The organism is Sphingopyxis sp. Soil_C_28, assembly GCF_057657055.1.
On sequence record NZ_JBDGJE010000001.1, the window covers coordinates 336011 to 357652 of the forward strand.

Consider the following 21642-nt stretch of genomic DNA (forward strand, 5'->3'; position numbering starts at 1 on the left):
AATAGGTGTATGATTCTATCCTGTCAACAGTCTATCACGTAATATTGTTGCTAAATTGTCGATAGAATCGATGTTTAGTGACTCTTCATGGCGCGACCATTCGGCCGGTGACTGGTTTCGGAACCACGTAAACTGGCGCTTTGCATATTGGCGGGTGGCGGCTTGCGTCAGCTCGAGCGCTTCGGCGCGGGTTATTTCGCCGCGGAGGTGGCTTGCGATCTGGGGGACGCCGATCGCGCGCATCGCGGGCAGGTCGGGGTCGAGTCCGCGTGCGAGCAGAGCTTCGGCCTCTTCGACCGCGCCATGGCCGAACATCTGAACGAGGCGCGCGTCGCAGCGGGCGCGTAGCCATTCGCGCGGGGGCAGGAGGATCAGCGGGGCGAGCGCGATCTGGTCGGCGATGCCGCCCTCGATCGCCTTTTGCCAGTCGGCGAGGGTGCGGCCGGTCGAGCGCACGACTTCGAGCGCGCGTGCGACGCGCGTGGTGTCGGCGGGGTTGAGGCGGGCGGCGGCGTCGGGATCGGCCGCGGCGAGCGCGGCATGGGCGTCGGCCACGCGAAGCGCGCGGACCGCCTCGCGAATTTCGGGATCGATCTCGGGCACCGGCGCGATGCCGTAGAGCAGGGTGCGCATATGCAGGCCGGTGCCGCCGACGAGGATCGAGACTCGTCCGTCGGCATGCGCTTCGGCGATGATGCCGCGCGCCTCCTCCGCCCAGCGCACGGCATTATGCGCCTCGGCGGCGTCGATATGGCCGAAGAGGCGGTGCGGCACGCCGTCCATCTCTGCGTCGGTCGGCCGCGCCGAGAGGATGGCGAGGTCGGCATAGACCTGGCTGGCGTCGGCGTTGACGACGACCGCGTTTCCGAGCGATTTTGCAAGTGCGACCGCCAAAGCGCTCTTGCCGCTGGCGGTGGGTCCGGCGATAAGCGCGACAGGCGGCTTGTGCGCCGAAGAGATAAAAGGAGATGCCATGTTCGTCGCGACGTTGATAGCAGCAGGAAAGCTGACCGACGAGGTGGTTCGCGAGGGAATCGACCGGCTGGCGGCGACGGGACATGATGTCGGCGCGCCGCACTGGATCGACGAGCATGACGCGGCCGATATTGTCTTCCACGGCAGCCTGGTCAGCGCGCGCAAGGAACTGGCGCAGATGGACCATGGATCGCTCGATATCGTCGTCCAGCCGCTCGGCGACCGGACCAAAAAGCTGATCATCGCCGACATGGATTCGACGATGATCACCGTCGAATGCATCGACGAGCTGGCCGATTATGCGGGGATCAAGGACGAGGTCGCGGCGATCACCCAGCGCGCGATGCGCGGCGAACTCGATTTCCGCGCCGCGCTGACCGAGCGCGTCGGTCTGCTTGCGGGCATGGCGGAATCGACGCTGGTCGATTGCCGGATGGAGCGGGTGCGGTTGACGCGCGGCGCGCGGACGCTGGTCCAGACGATGAAGGCGCATGGCGCGCATTCGATCCTGATTTCGGGCGGCTTTACGGCGTTTGCCGGGCCGGTGGGCGAGGCGATCGGTTTCGATCGGGTCGTCGCGAACGAACTGGAGATTGCGGGCGGCAAGTTGACGGGCAAGGTGCGCGAGCCGATCGTGGACAGCGCGACCAAGCTCGAGACGCTGAAGGCCGAAGCCGCGCGGCACGGCCTGCCGCTGGCCGACACGCTGGCGGTCGGCGACGGCGCGAACGACATTCCGATGATCACCGCGGCGGGGCTGGGGATCGGATTTTATCCGCATCCGTCGGCGGGCGAGGCGGCGGCGGCGGTGATCCGGCATCACGATCTGACCGCGCTGTTGTGGGCGCAGGGCTATCCGCGGCGAAGCTGGGTGCTGGGGTGAGGCGGGCTTGGCGGTTTCGCGCCAAGTCTAACGGATTCGCTGGCCGCCCTTCCACATCATCGTCGCGCGGCCCTGCACGGGCATGCCGTCGAAGGGGGTGTTGCCCGCATAAGCCGCCATCTTCTTGGCATCGACCTGCCACGGCGTGCCTTCGTCGACGAGGATGAGGTCGGCCTGCTTGCCTACCGCGAGTTTGCCCGCGTCGACGCCGAGCAGGCAGGCGGGGGTGGCGGCGAGCAGTTCGAACAGGCGGCCGGGAGAGATATGGCCGTCGCGGACGAGGCCGAGGCCGAGCGCGAGCAGCGTTTCGGCGCCCGCCATGCCGGGCAAAGCCTCGGCAAAGGGCAGACGCTTGTCCTCGGGGCCGCGCGGGTCGTGGCCCGAGGCGAGGATGTCGATCGTGCCGTCGGCAATCGCGGCGAGGCAGGCGTGACGATCATCCTCCGACCGGAGCGGCGGCGACAGGCGCGCGAAGGTGCGGAAATCGCCGATCGCGGTATCCGACAGCAGCAGGTGCGCGGGGGTGATGCCGCAAAGCACGGGAAGGCCTTTCGCCTTGGCTTCGCGAACAAGCGCGAGCCCGCGCGCAGTGGTGACCTGGCGGAAATGGACGGGCGCGCCGGTTTCCTCGACGAGCGCAAGGTCGCGCGCGATCGCGATCGCTTCGGCGACGGCGGGGGCGGAGGCGAGGCCGAGGCGCGTCGCCATCTCGCCGTCGGTCGCGACCGCGCCGGCGGTCAGCCCTTCATCCTCGGCGTGGATGATCGTGACGAGGCCGAGCGAGGCGGCGTAGGCGAGCACACGGCGCATCACGCCGCTGTCGGCGATGCGGCCGCGGCCGGTGGCGATGGCGCGCGCGCCCGCCTGTTTCATCAGGCCGATTTCGGCAAGTTCGCGGCCTTCGAGGGCCTTGGTCGCGGCGGCGAGCGGATGGACCCAGAGGTCGGGCTTGCCGCCCTTGGCCGCGCGCTCGACGAGCCCGGGGTTATCGAGCGGCCCGGCGTCGGGCATCAGCGCGGCGCGGGTGATGCCGCCGAAGTGAAAGGCGGGCTTGTCGGTCGCGAAGACGCCGAGATCGATGATGCCCGGCGCGAGCCACTGCCCTTTGGCATCGACGGTCTCGGTGCCGTCTGGAATGTCGGCGGGGTCGATCGCGGCGATGCGGCCATCGACGACCAGCAGGCTGCCCGGGCGCGGCGTGTCGCCGTCGATCAGCTGTGCGTTCGCGATGAGGAGCGGTTTCAATTCCATCCGGCGACCCCCCGCTTGCGGCGCGTCAATATGTCGAGGCACGCCATGCGGACCGCGACCCCCATTTCGACCTGTTCGGTGATTGTCGAGCGCATAGGATCGTCGGCGACGCTGCTGTCGATTTCGACCCCGCGGTTCATCGGGCCGGGGTGCATGACGATCGCATCGGGCCTGGCCTTTTCGAGACGTTTGGGGGTGAGGCCGTAGAGCGCATGATATTCGCGTGGCGACGGCAGATAGGCGCCGTCCATGCGTTCGTTCTGGAGGCGGAGCATCATCACGACGTCGGCGTCCCTGATACCCTCGTCCATGTCGGTGAAGGTCGTCACATGCATGCGGTCCATCGCGGGCGGGGTCAGCGTCGGCGGTGCGACAATGCGCACGTCGTTGCCGAGCAGGGTGAGCGCGAGGATGTTCGAGCGCGCGACGCGGCTGTGGAGGACGTCGCCGCAGATCGCGATGGTGAGGCCCTCGACCTTGCCCTTGCGGCGGCGGATCGTGAGCGCGTCGAGCAAAGCCTGCGTCGGATGCTCGTGTCGGCCGTCGCCCGCATTGAGCACGGGGCAGTCGACCTTGCTCGCGATGAGCTGGACCGCGCCCGAGCTGCCATGCCGGATCACCATCGCGTCGGCGCGCATCGCGTTGAGCGTCATCGCGGTGTCGATCAGCGTCTCGCCCTTTTTCACGCTCGACTGCGCGGCGTGCATGTTGACGACGTCGGCGCCGAGGCGTTTTCCGGCGATTTCGAACGACAGCAGGGTGCGCGTCGAGTTTTCGAAAAAGGCGTTGATGATCGTGAGGCCCGCGAGCCGGTCGTCATGCTTCGCGGCGCCACTGCGGTTCAGGTCGACCCACTCTTCGGCGGCGTCGAGGACATAGCTGATCTCCCACGGGGTCAGCTGGGCGATGCCGATCAGGTGGCGATGGCGAAAGGCATCGCCGCCGGGCGGATAGTCGCTGGCGGGTCGGAGTGTGGAGCTTGTCATTAAAGCCGAGCGTTTAAGTAGCGGCGCGCAAATAGGCAAGCGCCGAGGCGATCCACGGCTGCAATATTCCAGCCGCCCACAGGATGAGCAAAAGGATGTCTAGCCAGAGCCAGATCAACATCCATGTCGCGAAGGGCTGTTTGCGCGTTTTATGACGGACGAGGCGCGCCGCGGCGACGGTGCCGAACGCGCCGCCGACGAAGGCCCAGAGAAGCAAGGTGCTTTCGGGAATGCGCCGGTCACCCGCTTCGGCCTTGCGCTTGTCGAGGACCATGAGGACGAAGGCGATCAGGTTCGCGGCGACCAGCCAGTAGAGGATATATTCGGTCAACCGCGCGCCCTTATTGGCGGATCAGCGCATCGATCGCACCCTGAAGGATGAAGGCTGCGGCGGCGCTGTCGATCCGTTCGGCGCGCTTGGCGCGGCTGACGTCGGCGGCGATCATCGCGCGCTCGACCGCGGCGGTCGACCAGCGTTCGTCCCACAGCAGCAGGGGGAGGGCGAGCGGGACGAGGTTGCGCGCGAAGGCGCGGGTGCTTTGGGTGCGCGGGCTGTCGGTGCCGTCCATGTTGAGGGGGAGGCCGACGACGAGGCCGACGATGCTGTGCTGCGCGATGAGCGCCTTGAGCGTTTCGAGGTCGGCGGAGAATTTCTTGCGGATGATCGTCTTGTCGGGGGTCGCGAAGCTCCAGTTGATATCGCAGAAAGCGACGCCGATCGTCCTGGTGCCGACGTCGAGCCCGGCGAGGCGGCCGCCGTTCGGGAACAAGGCGGCGAATTCGGGGGCGGCGGTGTTGATCATGCTCCGCTCCTTACCCTTCAATATCATCCCGCGTCGAGGGAGCCAATAAATAGGGACTGTCCCTATTTATTACCTCGCCTTCGCTCGATGCGAACGGGTTGAAAGCGCGATCCCGGATCAAGTCGGGGGTGACGAAGGCGGGGGAGTGGGCATCGCGGGACGAGGCAGCGGCGCCGCCGCCGGCGGAACCGGCGACGGCTTGCCTTCGTAGGTCGCGAGACGCCGCAGCGCGTCGGCGTGGACGTTCGCCCAGAACAGGGTGATGTCGTAGACATGATAATTGTTGCCGGGGAGCACATAGCCCGCGACGACGTAATTTTTCGCGATATCGGCATCGCCGATCATCAGGAAGCCGCGTTTGTCGTCGCATGTTGCGCCGATCTTGCCCGCGATCAGCGATCCGCTCCTGAAGCCTTCGGTCGGCCGCAGGGTGCCGATATTGGCGGCGGGCGGCGCTTCGGTATCGGGGATGCCGGTGAGCGGATTGGTGCAGAGCATCCGCGTGCCTGCGCGCGGGCGGCCGTCGAAGCCGATCGTCCCGTCATAGGCGTCGGTGACCATGATGGGGTCGGCGGGATCGGCGAAGGTCGCCCAGCCGAGGATGCAGCCCTTTTGTTCGGGCGTCTGGCACGCGGGAAGGCCGAGGCCGGCGATGTCGGTGTCGAGGCTGATCGGCCAGCCGATGACGTAAGCGGCGACGATGCGCTTCGCGAGCGGGGTGCCCGCAATGCGGGTCTTGAGCAAGGTGGTGAGGTGGAGCGCGCCCTGGCTGTGGCCCGCGAGGATGATCGGCTTGTTCTTAGGCTGTGCGGCGAGGAAGGCGTCGAACGCTTCCTCGACGTCGCGATAGGCCGAATCGATCGCCTTGCCCGCGGTCACGCGATCTTCGGCGAGGAAGGCGCCGAGCGTCGCCTGCCGATAGCGCGGCGCCCAGATTTCGCCGGCGTCGGCAAAGGCGCTCGCCATGCCCTGCACGAAGAGATTGGCGCGGTGATCGGAATCGCGGTCCTCGAGCGGGGCGTTCCAGCTTGAACGGCTGTAATAGCTGGTGGGGTGGACGAAGAAGACCGCGGCGTCGCCCTTCGGCGTCACGGGCGTGGCGGCATGGACGGGAGGGATCAGCGGGTCGCCACGCTGAGCCTTGGCGCTGTCGGGCGCGGGGGTTTCGACGTCGTCGGCGGCAGGACGCCAGGCCGACGGGTCCTTTTCCATCCCAGGCCGCGCAAACCACATCTTCGGATCGTCATAGGCGTTGGGCGCGACGGCGGCCTGCGGCTTGAATTCGGCGCTGGGCACAAAGGCGGTGCGCGCGATCCATCCCGGGAAGAGCTGGTAGACGACCCCGGCGGCGAGGATGAGGATGATGATCGCGGCAATGAAATAGAGGAATTTGCGGGCCATTGGGGCTCCATCGGGGAGGGGATGTCTCTGCCTGCGCGGCAATAAATAGGGACAGTCCCCATTTAATCCGCGAGATGCAGAGCGGTTCGACGTCTCTTCGAAATTAAATAGGGACTGTCCCTATTTATTGCGGGCTTGAGGCGCAGCTTTGGCTTGCCCGCGCCGTCGAAACAAGCCCAGATTGCGATCATGACCGACACAAACGCACCCGCCGCACCCGATTCGTCGCCCAGATCGCCCGGCGTTTCGGCGCGTCTCGACGATAATGATCTGCCCTGGCCGCTGCGCCCGTGGATCATGGCGACGATCTGCGCCGTTGCGGGGCTGAGCTTTCATCTGCTGATCGACCATAGCTATGACGATGCGCTGGCCGATTGGCGGAGCGCCCTTGCGACCGCGGTGGCGGTCGCGGCGGTGGTGTTCGTGCTCGGCGTCGAGCTGCGGCGATGGCAATGGGCGGCGGGTTTCGCGCTGATCTGGGGCGCGATCCTCGGGCTGATCGCATGGCAGACCGCGGCGTATAATATTCAGGGCAATCCCGTCGAATGGCCCTTCTGGTCGGGAATGCTCGCGGTGCTCGTCGCGACGCCTTTGTTCCAGACGCGGCGCGATGTCGCGCCCGACTGGCGGTTCTGGAAGCTGTGGCAGATGCCCTACGACCGGCTTCACAGCCATGCGTGGACCGATGCAGTCATCGGGGCGGCGTCGTTGGCGTTCGTCGGCATCACCTTCCTGCTGATCGTGCTGATCGGGCAGATGTTCGATTTGATCGGGATCCATTTGATCCGCGATCTGCTCAATGACGAATGGTTCGGCTGGATGCTCGCGGGCGCCGCGTTCGGCGGTGCCGTCGGACTGCTGCGCGAGCGCGACAGGCTGGTGTCGACGTTGCAGCGGCTGGTGATGATCGTGCTCGCGGTGCTGGCGCCGGTGCTCGCCGCCGCGCTGGTCCTTTTCCTGCTGTCGCTGGCGGGGACGGGGTTGCAGAAGCTTTGGGATTCGGGCTTCTCGACCGCGGCGCTGATGATGGCGGCGGCGGCGTTTGCGGTGCTGCTGGCCAATGCGGTGATCGGCAATGGCCGCGATGATCGCGTGACGAACCCGATGCTGCGATGGGCCGCGCCGGTGCTGGCGGTCGCGGTGCTGCCGCTGGCGGGCATCGCCACTTATTCGATGCACTTGCGGGTGATCCAATATGGCTGGACGCCCGAGCGCATCTGGGGCGTGATCGCGGCGTTCATCGCGCTGTCTTATGGCCTTGTCGGATTGTGGGCGGTGGCGAAGGGGCGGCGCGATTTTGACGATCTGTTGCGACCGTTGCAGCAGAAGCTGGCGATCGGGCTGGCCTTGCTGGCGCTGTTCCTCGCGCTGCCGATCCTCGATTTCGGGGCGATTTCGACGCGCGACCAGCTGGCGCGGTTGAAGTCGGGGGCGACGCCGGTCGAGAAGTTCGACTGGGCGGCGCTGGCTTATGATTTCGGACCGAGCGGGCGTGCGGCGCTGAAAGAGCTGGAGCGATCGCCGCAGAAGGCACGGGCCGATGCGGCGAAATCCGCGCTCGCGGCGAAAAATCGCTGGGATTTGACGGGTCCCGACGGACCGACATTGCTGAAGCCGCTTGTCGAGCGCCTGCGGATCGTTCCCGCCGAGCGCGCGCTGCCCGCCGCCGCGCTCGATCGGATTGCCGGCACCTATATGTGCAGCCGCGCAAAAGCGTGCGTTGCCGTGTGGCTCGACGACAAGAGGATCGGGGTGTTGGGGCAAAACGAGCCCGGCGAGTCGCTCAATTTCGATTTCGTTACGCAGAATGATGCGGGCGAGTGGGTGCAGGGCGACCGGGCCAGGGCGTCGCCCGCGAAGAGGCCGGACGTCGATCTGTCGAAGGCGCATATCGAGGTCGAGACGTTGCAGCAACGCCGTCTGGTGGTGGATGGGGTGCCGGAATCGGGGACTTTCGAATAGGCACGGGTTGAAGCGCACGGGGCGGGATGCTAGCGGCGCAGCTTCTCCCGCAAAGGCGAAAAGAATGGCAATCGATCAGGCAACAGTCAGGAAAATAGCGTCGCTGGCGCGCATCGCGATCAGCGATGCCGAAGCCGCCGCGATGGAAGGCGAATTGAACGGCATTTTGGGCTGGGTCGAGCAACTCGGCGAGGTCGATGTGACCGGGGTCGAGCCGATGACCGCGGTGATCCCGAATGTGCTGCGGCTGCGCGACGATGTGATCGACGCTGACCCGCTGACCGGCGGCAACCGCCGCGACGATGTGCTGGCGAATGCGCCGGCGGCGATGCACGGCTTTTTTGGCGTGCCCAAGGTGATCGAATAATGACCGAGCTGACCAATCTGACCGTCGCCGGAATCCGCGACGGGCATCGCGCGGGCGATTTCAGCGCCGTCGAAGTGGCGGAGGCGTTCAGCGCCAATGTCGCGGGCGCCAAGGCGCTGAATGCGTTTATCGTCGAAACACCCGAGCATGCGCTGGCCGCGGCGAAGGCCGCCGACGCCGACCGCGCCGCGGGCACGCTGAAGCCGCTGTCGGGCGTACCGATCGGGATGAAGGATCTGTTCGCGACGAACGGCGTCCAGACCACCGCGGCGAGCCATATGCTCGAAGGCTTTGTCCCGCGCTATGAATCGACGGTGTCGGCGAAGCTGTGGGACGCGGGCGCGGGGATGCTGGGCAAGCTGAACCTCGACCAGTTCGCGATGGGATCGTCGAACGAGACGAGCTATTTCGGCAATGTGATTTCGCCGTGGCGGCGCAAGGATGGCGGCAATGCCGCGCTCGCACCCGGCGGTTCGTCGGGCGGGTCGTCGACCGCGATCGCGGCGCGGCTGTGCCCCGCGGCGACGGGGACCGACACCGGCGGCTCGATCCGCCAGCCCGCGGCGTTCACCGGCATTTCTGGGATCAAGCCGACCTATGGTCGCTGCTCGCGCTGGGGCATTGTGGCGTTCGCCAGTTCGCTCGATCAGGCGGGGCCGATGGCGCGCGATGTACGCGACTGCGCGATCATGCTCGAGAATATGGCGGGCTTCGATCCGAAGGATTCGACCAGCCTCGATCTGGCGGTGCCCAATTGGGAAGCGGCTTTGTCGAGCGATCTCAAGGGTAAGAAGGTCGGTATTCCCAAGGAATATCGCCTCGAAGGAATCGATCCCGATATCGACGCGATGTGGGATGCCGGCATCGCGATGCTGAAGGATGCGGGCGCGGACGTGGTCGAGATCAGCCTGCCGCACACCAAATATGCGCTGCCCGCATATTATATCATCGCGCCCGCCGAGGCGTCGTCGAACCTCGCGCGCTACGACGGCGTGCGCTACGGTTTGCGCGACCTGCCCGAGGGGGCGGGGTTGCAGGACATGTATGCCGCGACGCGCGCCGACGGCTTCGGGCCGGAGGTCAAACGGCGCATCATGATCGGCACCTATGTGCTGTCGGCGGGATTTTACGACGCTTATTATACGCAGGCGCAGAAGGTGCGGACGCTGATCGCGCGCGATTTCGAACAGGCGTTCGGGGTGTGCGACGTGATTCTCGCGCCGACCGCGCCGTCGGCGGCGTTCGGGCTGGGCGAAAAGACCGCCGATCCGCTGTCGATGTATCTGAACGACGTGTTCGCGGTGCCCGCGAGCCTTGCGGGGCTGCCCGCGATGTCGGTCCCCGCGGCGCTGAACCGCGAAGGGCTGCCGCTGGGGCTGCAGATCATCGGCAAGGCGTTCGACGAGCAGGGCGTGCTGAACGCCGGGCTGGCTATTGAAGAGCGGGCGGGCTTTACCGCCCGCGCCGAGAAGTGGTGGTAAGATGAGCGATTATCGCATCAAGGGTGAAACCGGCGAGTGGGAGGTCGTGATCGGCCTTGAGGTCCACGCCCAGATCACGACCAACGCCAAGCTGTTTTCGGGCGCCGCGACGGCGTTCGGGGCGGAGCCGAACACGCAGGTGTCGCTGGTCGATGCCGCGATGCCGGGGATGCTGCCGGTGCCGAACCGCGAGTGCATCCGCCAGGCGGTGCGCACGGGCATGGCGATCGAGGCGCAGATCAACAAATATTCGCGGTTTGATCGCAAGAATTATTTCTATGCCGATTTGCCGCAGGGTTATCAGATCTCGCAGCTTTATCATCCGCTTGTCGGCAAAGGTTCGCTGACGATCGCAGCCGATGAGAAGGCCGGAATCCCCGCCGACAAGGCGATCGGGGTCGAGCGCATCCATGTCGAGCAGGACGCCGGCAAGCTGATGCACGACCAGCATCCGACGATGAGCTATGTCGACCTCAACCGCAGCGGTGTGGCGTTGATGGAGATCGTGTCGGATCCCGACATGCGATCGCCCGCCGAGGCCGGCGCCTATGTCCGCAAGCTGCGTTCGATCCTGCGCTATGTCGGGTCGTGCGACGGCAATATGGAAGAAGGCTCGATGCGCGCCGACGTCAATGTCAGCGTGCGGAGGCCCGGCGATGCGTTCGGGACGCGCACCGAGACGAAGAACGTCAATTCGGTGCGTTTCGTGATGGCGGTGATCGAGGGCGAGGCGAAGCGGCAGGTCGAACTGATCGAAAGCGGCGGCGCGGTGGTGCAGGAAACGCGGCTTTACGATCCCGACCGCAACGAGACGCGGTCGATGCGGTCGAAGGAAGATGCGCATGATTATCGCTATTTCCCCGATCCCGACCTGTTGCCGCTGATCCTCGACGATGATTTCCTGTCGGAATGCCGCGACAGCCTGCCCGAACTGCCCGACGCCAAGCGCGCGCGCTATCTCAGCGCGGGGATTTCGCCGTATAACGCCGATGTGTTGACCGCCGAGGTCGAGGCGGCGCGCTGGTTCGATACGCTGCTCGACGCGGGCGCGAAGCCGGTTGCGGCGGCGAACTGGGTGACGAGCGAATTGTTCGGCGCGCTCAACCGCATGGGCCGCGACATTTCGGATTCGCCGGTCTCGCCCGCGCACGCCGCCGAATTGCTCGGCCTTGTCGCCGACGGCACGATTTCGGGGACGATTGCGAAACAGGTGTTCGAAAAGATGCTTGAAAGCGGCGACGGTGCGGGCGTGATCGTCGAGCGCGACGGGCTGAAGCAGACGAGCGACACCGGCGCGATCGAGGCCGAGATCGCCAAAATCCTGACCGCCAATGCCGACAAGGTCGAGCAGTATAAGGGCGGCAAGGAAGCCTTGTTCGGCTTCTTCGTCGGGCAGACGATGAAGGCGATGCAGGGCAAGGCGAACCCGCAGGTCGTCAACGAGTTGCTGAAAAAAGCGCTCGGTTGATCAACTGAAAGTGATCGAGTTCACAGCGAATTCAGAGGCTTCGATGTCATATGCCCTTAAATTGGCGCAATGATGGCGAAGGAAATATGATGACGAAGCGGACGATGGTTTCGGTTGGCGGTGCGTTGGTGCTGGCGTTGAGCGGTGCGGCAAATGCCGCGCCCGCGGTCGCCGACGGATATGACTGGACGATGCGGGTCAACGAAGACCGGGTGTCGGACGCGGTCCTCGCCTATGAAGTCGACGGCACCGACGACCAGCCGCTGAACTTTACCTGCGAGCAGGGCGGTAACCGTATCTTTGCCGGAATTTCGGGTGGCTCGCCCAATCTGACTGCGATCGACCTGGCTTCGGGCGACGCCAGGCTGCGCGTGACCGGCACGACCGAAATCGACGAAATGCCTTTTTTCCAGTCGCGCGAAATCGCCGGCGGGTCGCCGCTGATCCGCGCCTTTGCGGTCAATGGCTGGTTGCGCATGACGTCGGGTGGGCGATCGATCAATATGGCGGGCACCGCCAGCGGAAAACAGGCAATCAAGCGCTTCGTCGCCTTCTGCACCGGCTGAGGCGGTCGCTCTAGCTGCCGGGCAGCGTTCTTATGTGGATGAGGCCATCCTTGGTCCAAAGGAGCAGATTAGCCGGATCGTCGGCGTCGCGGCTGACCAGCGGGCCGTAGAAACCAGCGCCGAAGCCCTTTTCGCGGTCCTTTGCGGTGAATGATTTTACATCGGCGGCGCCGAGGTCGAGCGCGTAAGGGATCAGCCGCTCGACCTCGGCGAAGCCCGCGGCGAGCGCGGTCCTGGCGAGATGGCCGCTTTCGGCGCTCCACCGGGCGACATTCTCGCGCGGGTCATAGCTGCGCTTGCCGAGTTGGACGGCGCTCGACACGGTCTGGCGGTAGAGGAGGGGCGAAGCAGTGCTGCGGCCCTTGGCCGACGGTTTACTCTCGATCATGATTTCGGCGGCGACGCGGATCTGGGTGAAATCGGGCGACAGCGAATAGCGCCAGGTGACGAACGCGACCTGCGGGGTCGTCGCGGCGAAGGCGAACGCGCTGCGGCTGGCGGGCGAGACGGTTTTCGTCAGCCCGATCTCCTGCAATCCGAACCAGTCGGGCTGGGCGAGCGCAGCCTTGGTCGCGGCGAGCGCGAGTGCATCGACATCGAAATCGCGCAGCGCATCGCGAAGCGGCGCAGCCGCGGCCTCGGCGCGTTCGGTCGCCGTGTCGCTCAGCCGTTTGCGCTTGTCGTCCATGCCCGAGATGATCAGCGCCCCGATCAGGTCGCCGCCGGTCGCCGCTGCGACGCGCCCGACATCGATGCTCGTTTCGATGCGGTTTTGCGCGAGGCCCACCTGAACCGCGCGGCCGCCTTCGACGCGGCGGTGCTGATCCGCGACGGTGAGCGGTGCGTCGGGTGCCTTGGGCGCAGCGATTGCCGGGGCGGGCAGCAGCGTGGCGGCGAGGGCAAGAGCGGTGAAAATGCGCACGAAAAGCTCCACGAACGAGGGGAGGGTTGGCGGCGGACGCGGGACGACATCGCCCCCGCCGCGCGAGCACTTATTTCGCGGGTTTCACACCCTTTGCATATTCGAGGAAGTTTTTGACGAACACTTCGCGCAGTTCGTTTTCGGCCGCCTCGGTCTCGTCGGTCGTCTTGGGCGGGAAGAAGGACAGGCCGTTGCCGCCGCGCCCCTTGACCAGCGCGGCCTTGTCCTTGCCGGTGCGGAAATCCTTCACGATGAAGCGATTGTTCAGCGAACGGCCGTAGATCGCTTTTTTCGTGTAGAAATTCTGCGTGATGACCAGTTCGACATAGCAGGGCGCCTTCGACGTGCTGAGCCGCGTCGCGGCCTTGGTCGTGATCTTGCGGTCGGCGATCGGCGTTTCGAAGATGATCTGCGACGGGGGCAGCTTCAGCGCCTCGACGAGATTGATCGAGTTCAGCGCGTCGATCTGCATCTGCGGTCCCAGTGCTTCCTTCAGATAGTCGGCTTCGCTGATGTTGCGATTCTTGTTCGACGCCGCGTCGGCGACGGCGCCGACGATCCCGAAGCCCGACAGCCAGCCGGTAGTCATCGCCTGACCTTCGAGAGTCGGAAAGACGTGAAGTTCGCAGGCCGGCGCAGGCGCCGTGGCAGCCGCCGCGGCGATGGCTTGTTCGGCCGCGACATCCGCGTCGGCTGTCCCTTCGGCGGCGGGGACTGCCTCGATGGGGTCTTTGGGCCCGATGCTGTCCTGAGCGATCGCCGGCACGGCGGCGATGCACGAGGCGGCGAGCGTTGCCAGCGCGGTCTTGGTGGTTATGAACTTCATCCTGTTTCTCCCTGCTGAATAGTGTGTTCGAGATTTTCGGGCGAGGCCGTTGGCGCGGTCACTGCCGGTTCCGTGGGGGCCGGTTCCGTCGGCGCCGGGTCGGTGGTCGCGGGAATGGAGGGGCCGGCGAAGGGCGGCGCAATGGCGGAGACGCCCGGCGTGAAGGCGATCGCCTCGCCGGTCCGGGCCTTGAGCTCGCGGCCCCTGGGAATGACGCCGGGCTTGCCTTTGATGAAGCCGGCAAAGGGGCCGACGACGAAATAGGTCGCCGCGGTTGCGCCAGCCTTGCTCTGTCCTTCTTCGCGATAGCGTCCGCTCAGCGCGACCTGCCGGTCACCGAGCTGCAACTGGCGCAGCGCGATGCCAATGATGCCCGGCTTGCCAAAACCGCCCTTGTTGGTCGTGAAGGTAATCTCGCCATAACCGGTCGCTCCTTGCGGGATGACAATCGTATCGCGGTCGATGACGTCGTGGAGGACGATGACGGTGAAGCGATCGCCGATCGCTGCGGTCATCGTCGACAGATCCTGGTCGAGCATGACGAAGACGGGCGTCCCGAGCGGGAGCGAAGCGAGGGCAAGGGCCGTGGATTGCGGTGTAGCGGGTTGCTGTGCGGGCGCCGGCTCGGCGGGCTCGTCGGCGCTGGCAGCGGCCGGAACGCTCACCGGTTCCGGCTGCGCGGCTTCGCCCGCAAAACTCCAACAAACGGCCGCCGAAAAGCCGGCAGCCATTGCCCCCCAACGCATGATGCGACCCCCGTCACTTGGCCTGAAAGACCCTAATAGACAGGTTGCTAAATGTTACTTACAGCTTTGCAAGCGGTTTTTCCGGGGACACCCAATAGTGACGGGGAAGATGGGCGGGTTTTTGCCTAATATGGCCGTGGCGGAGCGCGAAGGCGTCTTATTTTCTCGCCCGCCACACACTTTTTCCTTCCTTCACCGTTTCGAGGACTTTGATGCCCTTGATGTCTTCGACAGCCGCCGTCAGCGGGTTCTTGTCGAGGATGACGAAGTCGGCGAGCAGGCCCGCTTTGATCCGGCCCTTGCGATCTTCCTCGAAGATTTGCCAGGCGGGGCCGGTGGTGAGTGCCTGCAGCGCTTCATAAGCGTTCAGCCGTTCGTCGGGTCCGCTGACGACACCGGTTGGCGAGACGCGCGCCATCGACGTCCAGAGCATGAAGCGCGTGTCGAGCGGGGTGACGCTGTAATCGCTGTGGTTCGACGGGGTGAGACCCGCGGCGCGCGCCGAGCGGAAGGGGCTGATGAAATCGACGACTTCGGTGGGGAAATTGGTGCGGTGGACGTCGCCCCAATACCAGGCGTGGTTCGAGAAATAGGCGGGGCCGACGCCGATGCGGGCGTAGGCGGGAAGCTGGTCGCGGCGCTGGAATTGCGAATGGATGACGATCGGGCGGCGGTCGTCGGCGGCCTTGATGCCGAGCGCGTCGAAGCCGCGGATCGCCATGTCGATCGCGGCGTCGCCATTGGCGTGGACGAACAATTGCCAGCCGCGGTCGTGGACCTTCTTCGCCTGCGCGATGAATTCGTCTTCGGAGACGATGGGTTCGCCGTGCCAAGGGTGATGGCCTTCCGGGCTGCCGCGCTTGTAATCGCGAGTGAAAAAGCCGGTGCGGCCCTGCACCGATCCGTCGAGCACGAACTTGATCCCCTGCAGTTTGACATGGCCTTGATAGGTTCCGAATTTTAGGTCGGGTCTGGCGAGCAGGCCGTCGAGGCCGGTCGAGAAGGGGAGCAAGGCGAGGTCGATTCTGAGCCGTTCGCGCGCTTGCGGGGAGGTGAGGAAGGCGACGTCGGGGGGCTGCGTGGCGCCATCCTGCGCGTGGGTATAGCCCTCGGCGAAATAGGCGTTTTGCGCGGCGTCGAGTGCGGCGAGTTTCTGTTCGGGCGTCGGCTGCGGCATTTTGGCGAGCATCAGGAACATCGCCTTTTCGAGCAGCACGCCGTTGAGCTTGCCCGCCTCGTCGCGCAGGATCATGCCGCCGGGCGGGACGGGGGTGCTCTCGTCGATCCCCACGGCCTTCAGCGCGGCGCTGTTGGCGACCGCGCCGTGGAGCGAGACATGGAGGACGACGAGCGGGCGGTCGGGGGCGACGGCGTCGAGCTCGGCGCGGGTGATGTAGCGTTTTTCGGCAAGCGTCTCCTGATCGAACTGCCACACGGTCGTCCAGCTGCCGGGCTTTGCCATGATGCGCGCGATATGATCGCGGATCACGGCCTGTACGGCGGGAATGTCGGCGACGGCGGGGTGCGCTTTGTCGCGGAGGTCAATGCCGCCCGCGCTCATCGTCGCGACGGTGAAGTGCGAATGCGCGTCAATGAAGCCGGGGAGCAGGGTGGCGCCATTGAGGTCGTGGACCGCCGCGTCTTTGCCGGCGGCTTTGCGCGCCTGTTTTTCGGGACCGGCGAAGGTGATGCGACCGTCGCGAGCGACGACGGCCTCGACCGTGTGCGGCGTGTCGCCGTCCATCGTGACGATCGGGCCGCCGCGGTAGATTATGGTGTCCTGCGCGATGGCGGGTGCGGTCGTTGCCAAGAGCAGTGCGATGGCGGCGGTTAATTTCATGTCTCTCTCCCCTGCGCCGCATCGTGCGGAGGGCGAGGGGAGAGGTCAAGTATTCCTGAGCAATCTAATCTTCGTCATCCCCACAAAGGCGGGAATGACGAAGATGATTATCAAACCTGCTGCGGCGGCACTTCATCCGGGCCGCGGCCGGGCTGGTCGATGTCGCCGCCGCCGGGGCGGCCGGGGATTTCGACGGGCTGGCCGGCGGGGTCTTCTTGCGGGGTGGGCTGCACCGGCTGTTCGGGCGGTGCCATGGGTTCGATCGTGTCGGGCTTGGGCTTTGGAAACGGGTCGACGGCGTTGGTCATGGTTTCTCTCCTTATGTTAACCAACGAACGGGCGACGAGCATGTTCCGCAAGCGGGCGCCAACCATGTTCCGCAAGCGGAACGGGGGGGCTTTGTGCCCTTGCTCTCGTCTGCGCGTCTGCTATAGCCCCGCGCGGCCCGCACGGGCGTGCGCGGCAGCGCGTGATTTCGTGCACCCGGCCGAAGCTTTGAGCGGGCGTGGCGGAATTGGTAGACGCGCTGGTTTTAGGTACCAGTATCGCAAGATGTGGGGGTTCGAGTCCCTTCGCCCGCACCATTTTCGCGAGCAGCAGGCCGGGATAGGGGAACTTCGCCAATGGGGCGGGGTTCGGATACGAGATTTTGAGCAAGGATAAGACCAAGGCAATGAAGACCGTCGAAACGCTGAACGAAGGCCTGAAGCGCGAATATCGCGTGACCATCACCGCCAAGGATATCGACGCGCGCGTCGACGACGAGGTGAAGAGCATCGCCCCGACCGTCCGTATGCCCGGTTTCCGTCCCGGCAAGGTTCCGCCGAACCTGATCCGCAAGATGCACGGCCCGGCGCTGTCGGCCGACGCGCTCAACAAGGCGATCGACGCCGGCGTGCGCGACCTGATGGCGAAGGAAAAGCTTCGCCCGGCGCTGCAGCCCGCGGTGACGCTGGCCGACGGCTATGAAGCCGGCAACGACGCCGAGCTGACCGTCAGCCTCGAAGTGCTGCCCGACATCGAAACGCCGTCGGTCGAAGGCCTGAAGCTGGAGCGCCTGACGGTGCCCGCCGACGACAAGGCCGTGATGGCCAAGATCGAAGAATTTGCCGCACAGATGAAGCGTTTCGAAGAGGCGCCGAAGACCAAGAAGGCCGCCCAGGGCGACCAGGTCATCATCGATTTCGCCGGCAGCGTCGACGGCGTCGCCTTTGACGGCGGCACCGGCGAGGACATGGCGGTCGAAATCGGTTCGGGTCAGCTGATCCCGGGCTTTGAAGACCAGCTGGTCGGCGTCAAGGTCGGCGACGAAAAGGTTCTGAAGGTAACCTTCCCCGACGATTATCCCGTCGACGACCTGAAGGCGGCGAAGGCCGAATTCGCCGTCACGGTGAAGGAAGTGAAGGTTCCGGCGGCGTCGAAGATCGACGACGAGTTCGCGAAGACGCTCGGCCTCGAAAGCCTCGACAAGCTGAAAGAGCTGATGAAGGATCAGGTCGAACAGGAACTGAACGGCCTGACGCGCACCTATATGAAGCGCAAGCTGCTCGACCAGCTCGCCGCCGCGCACGACTTCGACGTGCCGCCGACGATGGTCGAGGCCGAGTTCAACCAGATCTGGCAGCAGCTTGAGCATGAAGTCAGCCACGAGGAAGATCCCGAGGCGGCGAAGGCCGAGCTCGAGAACGACCGCGACGATTATCGCGCGATCGCGGTCCGCCGCGTCCGCCTGGGCCTGCTCCTGTCGGAAATCGGCCAGGCGCACGGCGTGCAGGTCTCGAACCAGGAAATGCAGCGGCTGGTCAGCCAGGCGGCGCAGCAGTATCGCCCCGAAGATCGCCAGCGTTTCGTGGAATATGTGCAGCAGGACGCCCTCGCCGCAGCCCAGCTTCGCGCGCCGCTCTATGAAGACAAGGTCGTCGACTTCCTGTTCGAAAAGGCCGAGATCAGCGACCGCGAAACCACCCGCGAGGAACTGGAAGCGGCGATCGAAGCCGATGACGACAGCGGCCATGTCCATGGCCCGGGCTGTGGTCACGACCATGATCACGACCACAAGCCGGCGAAGAAGGCTGCGGCAAAGAAGCCCGCTGCCAAAAAGGCCGACGTGAAGGAAGAGGCCGCAGAGGCTGCTCCTGCGAAGAAGGCACCGGCCAAGAAGGCTGAAGCCAAGGCCGAGGAAAAGCCCGCTGCCGCGAAGAAGGCTGCTCCGGCGAAGGCCGCCGAAGACAAGCCCGCAGAAAAGAAGGCCCCGGCGAAGAAGGCCGCTGCCAAGAAATAAGCCTGACCTCAGGCGAACCAAAAAAGCCGGGTGGAGCGATCCACCCGGCTTTTTTTTCGGCCGTTGCTACCGGGTTCCGGCTTTCGCGGGAATGACGAGGGAGGGGAGGGGCTCCCGCTTCACCTCAAATCACCGCCATATTATAGCAGTGCCAGCTGAAGATCGCGGCGGCGCCGCGGTGCGGGCGCCAGGGCTCGGCAAGCTCGCGGGTGAGCTTCTCGCTCGGCCGCGCGCCGAGCTGGAGGATGCGGCCCACGGCCTCCTGCACCGCAAGGTCGCCGGCGGGCCAGATATCAGGGCGGCCCTCGGCGAACAGCAGGTAGATTTCGGCCGACCAGCGCCCGATGCCCTTGACCCTGGTGAGCAGCGCGATCGCGTCTTCGTCGTCGGCAGGGAGCGCGTCGAACGCGAGTTCGCCGTCGAGGATCAGCTGCGCGAGGCTTTTGGCATAACCCTGTTTCTGACCAGACAGGCCGCACGCGCGCAGCGTGTCAAAGTCGGCGGCCGCCATCACCTCGACCGGGCAACCCTCGCCGAATTGCGCCTCCAGCTTGGTCCAGATCGAATTGGCGGCGGCGACGCTGACCTGCTGGCCGACGATGGTGCGTAGCAGCGTGGCGTAGCCGGGGGGGCGGATGCGCGGTTCGGGGTAGCCGCAATTGCCCAGCGCCCGCGCGACGTTGGGATCCTGTGCCGCGAGCGCGTCGATTCCCGCGTTCAGCTGCTGCTGGCTCAGGCCCATCGCATATTCTCCTTTTGTTCCATCGCCGCTGATAGCAACGCTTGATTTGACAAGCAACGCGCGACATAGCGCCAGCGACAACGAAGATATGGGGACTAGCATGGCGAAGCTGATTGTCGTGACGCGCGACGGAACCGAGCATGAGATAGAGGGCGACACCAGCCTGACGGTGATGGAGAATATTCGCGACGCGGGGTTCGACGAACTGCTCGCACTGTGCGGCGGCTGCTGCTCGTGCGCGACCTGCCATGTCCATGTCGAAGCCGGCGCGACCGACCAGCTGCCCGCGATGAGCGAGGACGAGAACGATTTGCTCGATTCGACCACCGACCGCGACGACAGCTCGCGCCTGTCGTGCCAGCTGCCGTTTACCGACGCGCTGGACGGGCTGAAAATCCGGATCGCCGCCGAAGACTAAAAGCGCTGCCCCTGCCTTCGCAGGGGCGACGTTCAGCTGCTTGCCGTCGCCACCGCATAGAGTGCGACCGCCGCGGCGTTGGAAATGTTCAGGCTTTCCATGCGCGGCGAGATCGGCAGCTTTGCCAGCACATCGCAATGTTCCATGACATTGTGGCGCATGCCGTCGCCTTCGGAGCCGAGCACCAGCGCGACCTTGCTGCCGTCGAGCGTCGAGCCGAGCGTCGTTTCGGTGTCGCCCATCAGGCCGATACGCCAATATTGCGCCTCGGCGATTTCCTCGAGTGCGCGCGACAGGTTGACGACGCGAACCCACGGCACGATTTCGAGCGCACCCGACGCCGAGCGCGCGATGACGCCGCTTTCGGGGGGGCTGTGACGGTCCTGCGTGATGATCGCGGCGGCATCGAACGCGGCGGCCGAGCGGAGAACCGCGCCGATATTGTGCGGGTCGGTGACCTGGTCGAGGACGACGAGCGGGCGCTTGCTGTCGGCGTCCATCTCTTGCTGCAACAGATCGCCGAGGAAAACATCCTCGAGCGGGTCGACCTCGATCACCAGCCCCTGATGCGGCGCGTCGCGCGCGACGAGTCGCGCGAGGTCGGTGACCTCGGCGTAACTGATCGGAATCACGGCGGGCAGGTCGAGCTGGCCCAGCACTTCGCGGGTGCCCCAGATACGCTTTACGGTGCGTTCGGGGTTGGCGAGCGCGGCCAGAACGGCGTGGCGGCCCCAGAAGCGAATGGCTTGGCCGCGCGAGTTTTGACTGGCGGGGCGGCGATGGCGGGAAAATTGTCTCATAACGCCGCGCCTTTCCCATGACTGGCATTGACAGGCAAGCCTCGTTTCGCCATTGGACCGCTTCCCAAAGCGGACCCCATGGACAGGTGGCCGAGTGGTTAAAGGCAGCAGACTGTAAATCTGCCCGGGTTTCCGTACGCTGGTTCGAATCCAGCCCTGTCCACCACCGCCCCGAGCGGCGCATTCAAATTCATCGCAAGCAACCGATCGTCCGTTGGGCGCGACGCGGCGCGTCGTTACGCCTGCTGCGGCTGGATTTCGTACCCGCGAAGCGCTTCGTCGGCGGTCCATGCGGCGGCAAGGTCGCGGGCGCGGGTCTCGCTGTACCCGTCGGCGATCGCGGAGAAGGTGAGCGTGTCGCCGTCCAGCCGTTCGTCGACGGTGATCGCCTTCATGCCATGGTCGGCGAGGAGCAGGCGGAAGGCCTGTGCTGACGTCGGGGCGCTTCGGCTGTAGCGCGCGCTGAGGTGGACGACGCGCCGCTGCGGGGCATGGCGTTCGGTGATCGTGACCGCCGCGAGGACGAGCACGGTCGCGGCAGCGCCGAAAATGGCAAGCGTGTAGAATCCGATGCCGAACAGCATGCCGAGCGTCGATGTCGTCCACAGCGATGCCGCGGTGGTGAGGCCGCGAACGTTGAAGCCTTCGCGAAAGATCACCCCGCCGCACAAAAAGCCGATGCCGGTGAGGATGCCGTGCGCCATGCGGACGGGATCGATGCGAATGACATCCTTGGGCGCGTCGTTGAGCCATTCCATCTGGTGCACCGCGGCGAGCATCAGGAGGCAGGCGGAGAGGCTGACGAGGATATGCGTGCGCAGGCCCGCGGGACTGGCGCGATATTCGCGTTCGCCGCCGATCACGACCCCCGCGAGGATCGCACCCGCTATCGGCCAGATCAGATCGGGATCGAGCAGGTCCATC

22 protein-coding genes and 2 tRNA genes are annotated in these 21642 nt (G+C 65.5%); 10 read left to right on the forward strand and 14 right to left on the reverse strand.

All coding sequences use genetic code 11. The features are described from left to right. Nucleotides 1–15: 15 nt before the first annotated feature. Nucleotides 16–975, reverse strand: a complete 960-nt coding sequence (gene miaA, locus AC3A43_RS01575) for a tRNA (adenosine(37)-N6)-dimethylallyltransferase MiaA (protein ID WP_487790795.1) — start codon at nt 973–975, stop codon at nt 16–18. Between miaA and serB the strand changes: the two genes are divergently transcribed. Then, complete coding sequence (gene serB, locus AC3A43_RS01580) at nt 974–1858, forward strand: phosphoserine phosphatase SerB (RefSeq protein ID WP_487790796.1); 885 nt, start codon at nt 974–976, stop codon at nt 1856–1858. The two genes, miaA and serB, sit on opposite strands and share 2 nt — an antisense overlap. Nucleotides 1859–1885: 27 nt before the next feature. Here the strand turns inward: serB and AC3A43_RS01585 are convergent, their stop codons facing one another. The 5 genes from AC3A43_RS01585 to AC3A43_RS01605 form a co-directional block, all read right to left on the reverse strand. Continuing rightward, nucleotides 1886–3109, reverse strand: coding sequence for a dihydroorotase (locus AC3A43_RS01585; protein WP_487790797.1), 1224 nt, complete (start codon nt 3107–3109; stop codon nt 1886–1888). Continuing rightward, the gene (locus AC3A43_RS01590; RefSeq protein ID WP_487790798.1) at nt 3100–4095 is read right to left on the reverse strand and encodes an aspartate carbamoyltransferase catalytic subunit; all 996 of its coding nucleotides are present in this window, start codon (nt 4093–4095) and stop codon (nt 3100–3102) included. The genes AC3A43_RS01585 and AC3A43_RS01590 overlap by 10 nt, the downstream gene beginning before the upstream one ends. 13 nt (nt 4096–4108) lie before the next feature. After that, nucleotides 4109–4426 (reverse strand): DUF1294 domain-containing protein, encoded by a 318-nt coding sequence (locus AC3A43_RS01595; protein WP_487790799.1) that lies wholly within the window; start codon nt 4424–4426, stop codon nt 4109–4111. Nucleotides 4427–4436: 10 nt separating this feature from the next. Next, complete coding sequence (gene ruvX, locus AC3A43_RS01600; protein ID WP_487790800.1) at nt 4437–4898, reverse strand: Holliday junction resolvase RuvX; 462 nt, start codon at nt 4896–4898, stop codon at nt 4437–4439. A gap of 117 nt (nt 4899–5015) precedes the next feature. Beyond that, nucleotides 5016–6299 carry a DUF3089 domain-containing protein gene (locus AC3A43_RS01605; protein ID WP_487790801.1) on the reverse strand — a complete coding sequence of 428 codons (1284 nt, stop codon included), beginning with the start codon at nt 6297–6299 and terminating at the stop codon, nt 5016–5018. Between the two features lie 189 nt (nt 6300–6488). Here AC3A43_RS01605 and AC3A43_RS01610 point away from each other — a divergent pair, with 189 nt between their 5' ends. The 5 genes from AC3A43_RS01610 to AC3A43_RS01630 all read left to right on the forward strand — a co-directional run bounded on the left by AC3A43_RS01610 (nt 6489) and on the right by AC3A43_RS01630 (nt 12143). Beyond that, a complete protein-coding gene (locus AC3A43_RS01610) occupies nt 6489–8261 on the forward strand; it encodes a DUF4153 domain-containing protein (RefSeq protein ID WP_487790802.1) in 1773 nt (590 codons plus the stop codon). Between the two features lie 64 nt (nt 8262–8325). Continuing rightward, the gene (gatC, locus tag AC3A43_RS01615) at nt 8326–8628 is read left to right on the forward strand and encodes an Asp-tRNA(Asn)/Glu-tRNA(Gln) amidotransferase subunit GatC (protein ID WP_187140446.1); all 303 of its coding nucleotides are present in this window, start codon (nt 8326–8328) and stop codon (nt 8626–8628) included. After that, nucleotides 8628–10109: an Asp-tRNA(Asn)/Glu-tRNA(Gln) amidotransferase subunit GatA gene (gene gatA, locus AC3A43_RS01620; RefSeq protein ID WP_487790803.1), complete on the forward strand. Its 1482-nt coding sequence runs from the start codon at nt 8628–8630 to the stop codon at nt 10107–10109. Before gatC ends, gatA begins: the two co-directional genes overlap by 1 nt. A gap of 1 nt (nt 10110) precedes the next feature. Next, the gene (gene gatB / locus AC3A43_RS01625; protein WP_487790804.1) at nt 10111–11577 is read left to right on the forward strand and encodes an Asp-tRNA(Asn)/Glu-tRNA(Gln) amidotransferase subunit GatB; all 1467 of its coding nucleotides are present in this window, start codon (nt 10111–10113) and stop codon (nt 11575–11577) included. A gap of 86 nt (nt 11578–11663) precedes the next feature. After that, nucleotides 11664–12143 carry a hypothetical protein gene (locus tag AC3A43_RS01630; RefSeq protein ID WP_487790805.1) on the forward strand — a complete coding sequence of 160 codons (480 nt, stop codon included), beginning with the start codon at nt 11664–11666 and terminating at the stop codon, nt 12141–12143. Between the two features lie 10 nt (nt 12144–12153). Here the strand turns inward: AC3A43_RS01630 and AC3A43_RS01635 are convergent, their stop codons facing one another. The 5 genes from AC3A43_RS01635 to AC3A43_RS01655 form a co-directional block, all read right to left on the reverse strand. Continuing rightward, entirely contained in the window at nt 12154–13065 is a 912-nt protein-coding gene (locus tag AC3A43_RS01635) for a hypothetical protein (RefSeq protein ID WP_487790806.1), read from the reverse strand. 70 nt (nt 13066–13135) lie between these two features. Next, the gene (locus tag AC3A43_RS01640) at nt 13136–13891 is read right to left on the reverse strand and encodes a hypothetical protein (RefSeq protein ID WP_487790807.1); all 756 of its coding nucleotides are present in this window, start codon (nt 13889–13891) and stop codon (nt 13136–13138) included. Continuing rightward, entirely contained in the window at nt 13888–14637 is a 750-nt protein-coding gene (locus tag AC3A43_RS01645; RefSeq protein WP_487790808.1) for a hypothetical protein, read from the reverse strand. Before AC3A43_RS01645 ends, AC3A43_RS01640 begins: the two co-directional genes overlap by 4 nt. A 157-nt stretch (nt 14638–14794) precedes the next feature. Next, nucleotides 14795–16477, reverse strand: coding sequence for an amidohydrolase (locus tag AC3A43_RS01650; protein WP_487790809.1), 1683 nt, complete (start codon nt 16475–16477; stop codon nt 14795–14797). A 110-nt stretch (nt 16478–16587) separates the two neighbouring features. Further along, nucleotides 16588–16785, reverse strand: coding sequence for a hypothetical protein (locus tag AC3A43_RS01655; protein ID WP_487790810.1), 198 nt, complete (start codon nt 16783–16785; stop codon nt 16588–16590). Nucleotides 16786–16976: 191 nt separating this feature from the next. Here AC3A43_RS01655 and AC3A43_RS01660 point away from each other — a divergent pair. Continuing rightward, nucleotides 16977–17061 (forward strand) — tRNA-Leu (locus AC3A43_RS01660). 89 nt (nt 17062–17150) lie between these two features. Next, nucleotides 17151–18758: a trigger factor gene (gene tig / locus AC3A43_RS01665; protein WP_487790811.1), complete on the forward strand. Its 1608-nt coding sequence runs from the start codon at nt 17151–17153 to the stop codon at nt 18756–18758. A 124-nt stretch (nt 18759–18882) separates the two neighbouring features. Here the strand turns inward: tig and AC3A43_RS01670 are convergent, their stop codons facing one another. Further along, nucleotides 18883–19500, reverse strand: a complete 618-nt coding sequence (locus tag AC3A43_RS01670) for a DNA-3-methyladenine glycosylase family protein (protein ID WP_487790812.1) — start codon at nt 19498–19500, stop codon at nt 18883–18885. A gap of 100 nt (nt 19501–19600) precedes the next feature. Between AC3A43_RS01670 and AC3A43_RS01675 the strand changes: the two genes are divergently transcribed. Beyond that, nucleotides 19601–19918, forward strand: a complete 318-nt coding sequence (locus tag AC3A43_RS01675) for a 2Fe-2S iron-sulfur cluster-binding protein (protein WP_487790813.1) — start codon at nt 19601–19603, stop codon at nt 19916–19918. 32 nt (nt 19919–19950) lie between these two features. Here AC3A43_RS01675 and rlmB read toward each other — a convergent pair whose 3' ends face one another. Further along, nucleotides 19951–20718 (reverse strand): 23S rRNA (guanosine(2251)-2'-O)-methyltransferase RlmB, encoded by a 768-nt coding sequence (rlmB, locus tag AC3A43_RS01680; protein WP_487790814.1) that lies wholly within the window; start codon nt 20716–20718, stop codon nt 19951–19953. An 80-nt stretch (nt 20719–20798) separates the two neighbouring features. Here rlmB and AC3A43_RS01685 point away from each other — a divergent pair. Further along, nucleotides 20799–20884 (forward strand) — tRNA-Tyr (locus tag AC3A43_RS01685). 70 nt (nt 20885–20954) lie between these two features. Here AC3A43_RS01685 and AC3A43_RS01690 read toward each other — a convergent pair. Beyond that, the gene (locus tag AC3A43_RS01690; protein WP_487792004.1) at nt 20955–21641 is read right to left on the reverse strand and encodes an MgtC/SapB family protein; all 687 of its coding nucleotides are present in this window, start codon (nt 21639–21641) and stop codon (nt 20955–20957) included. Nucleotide 21642: the final 1 nt, after the last annotated feature.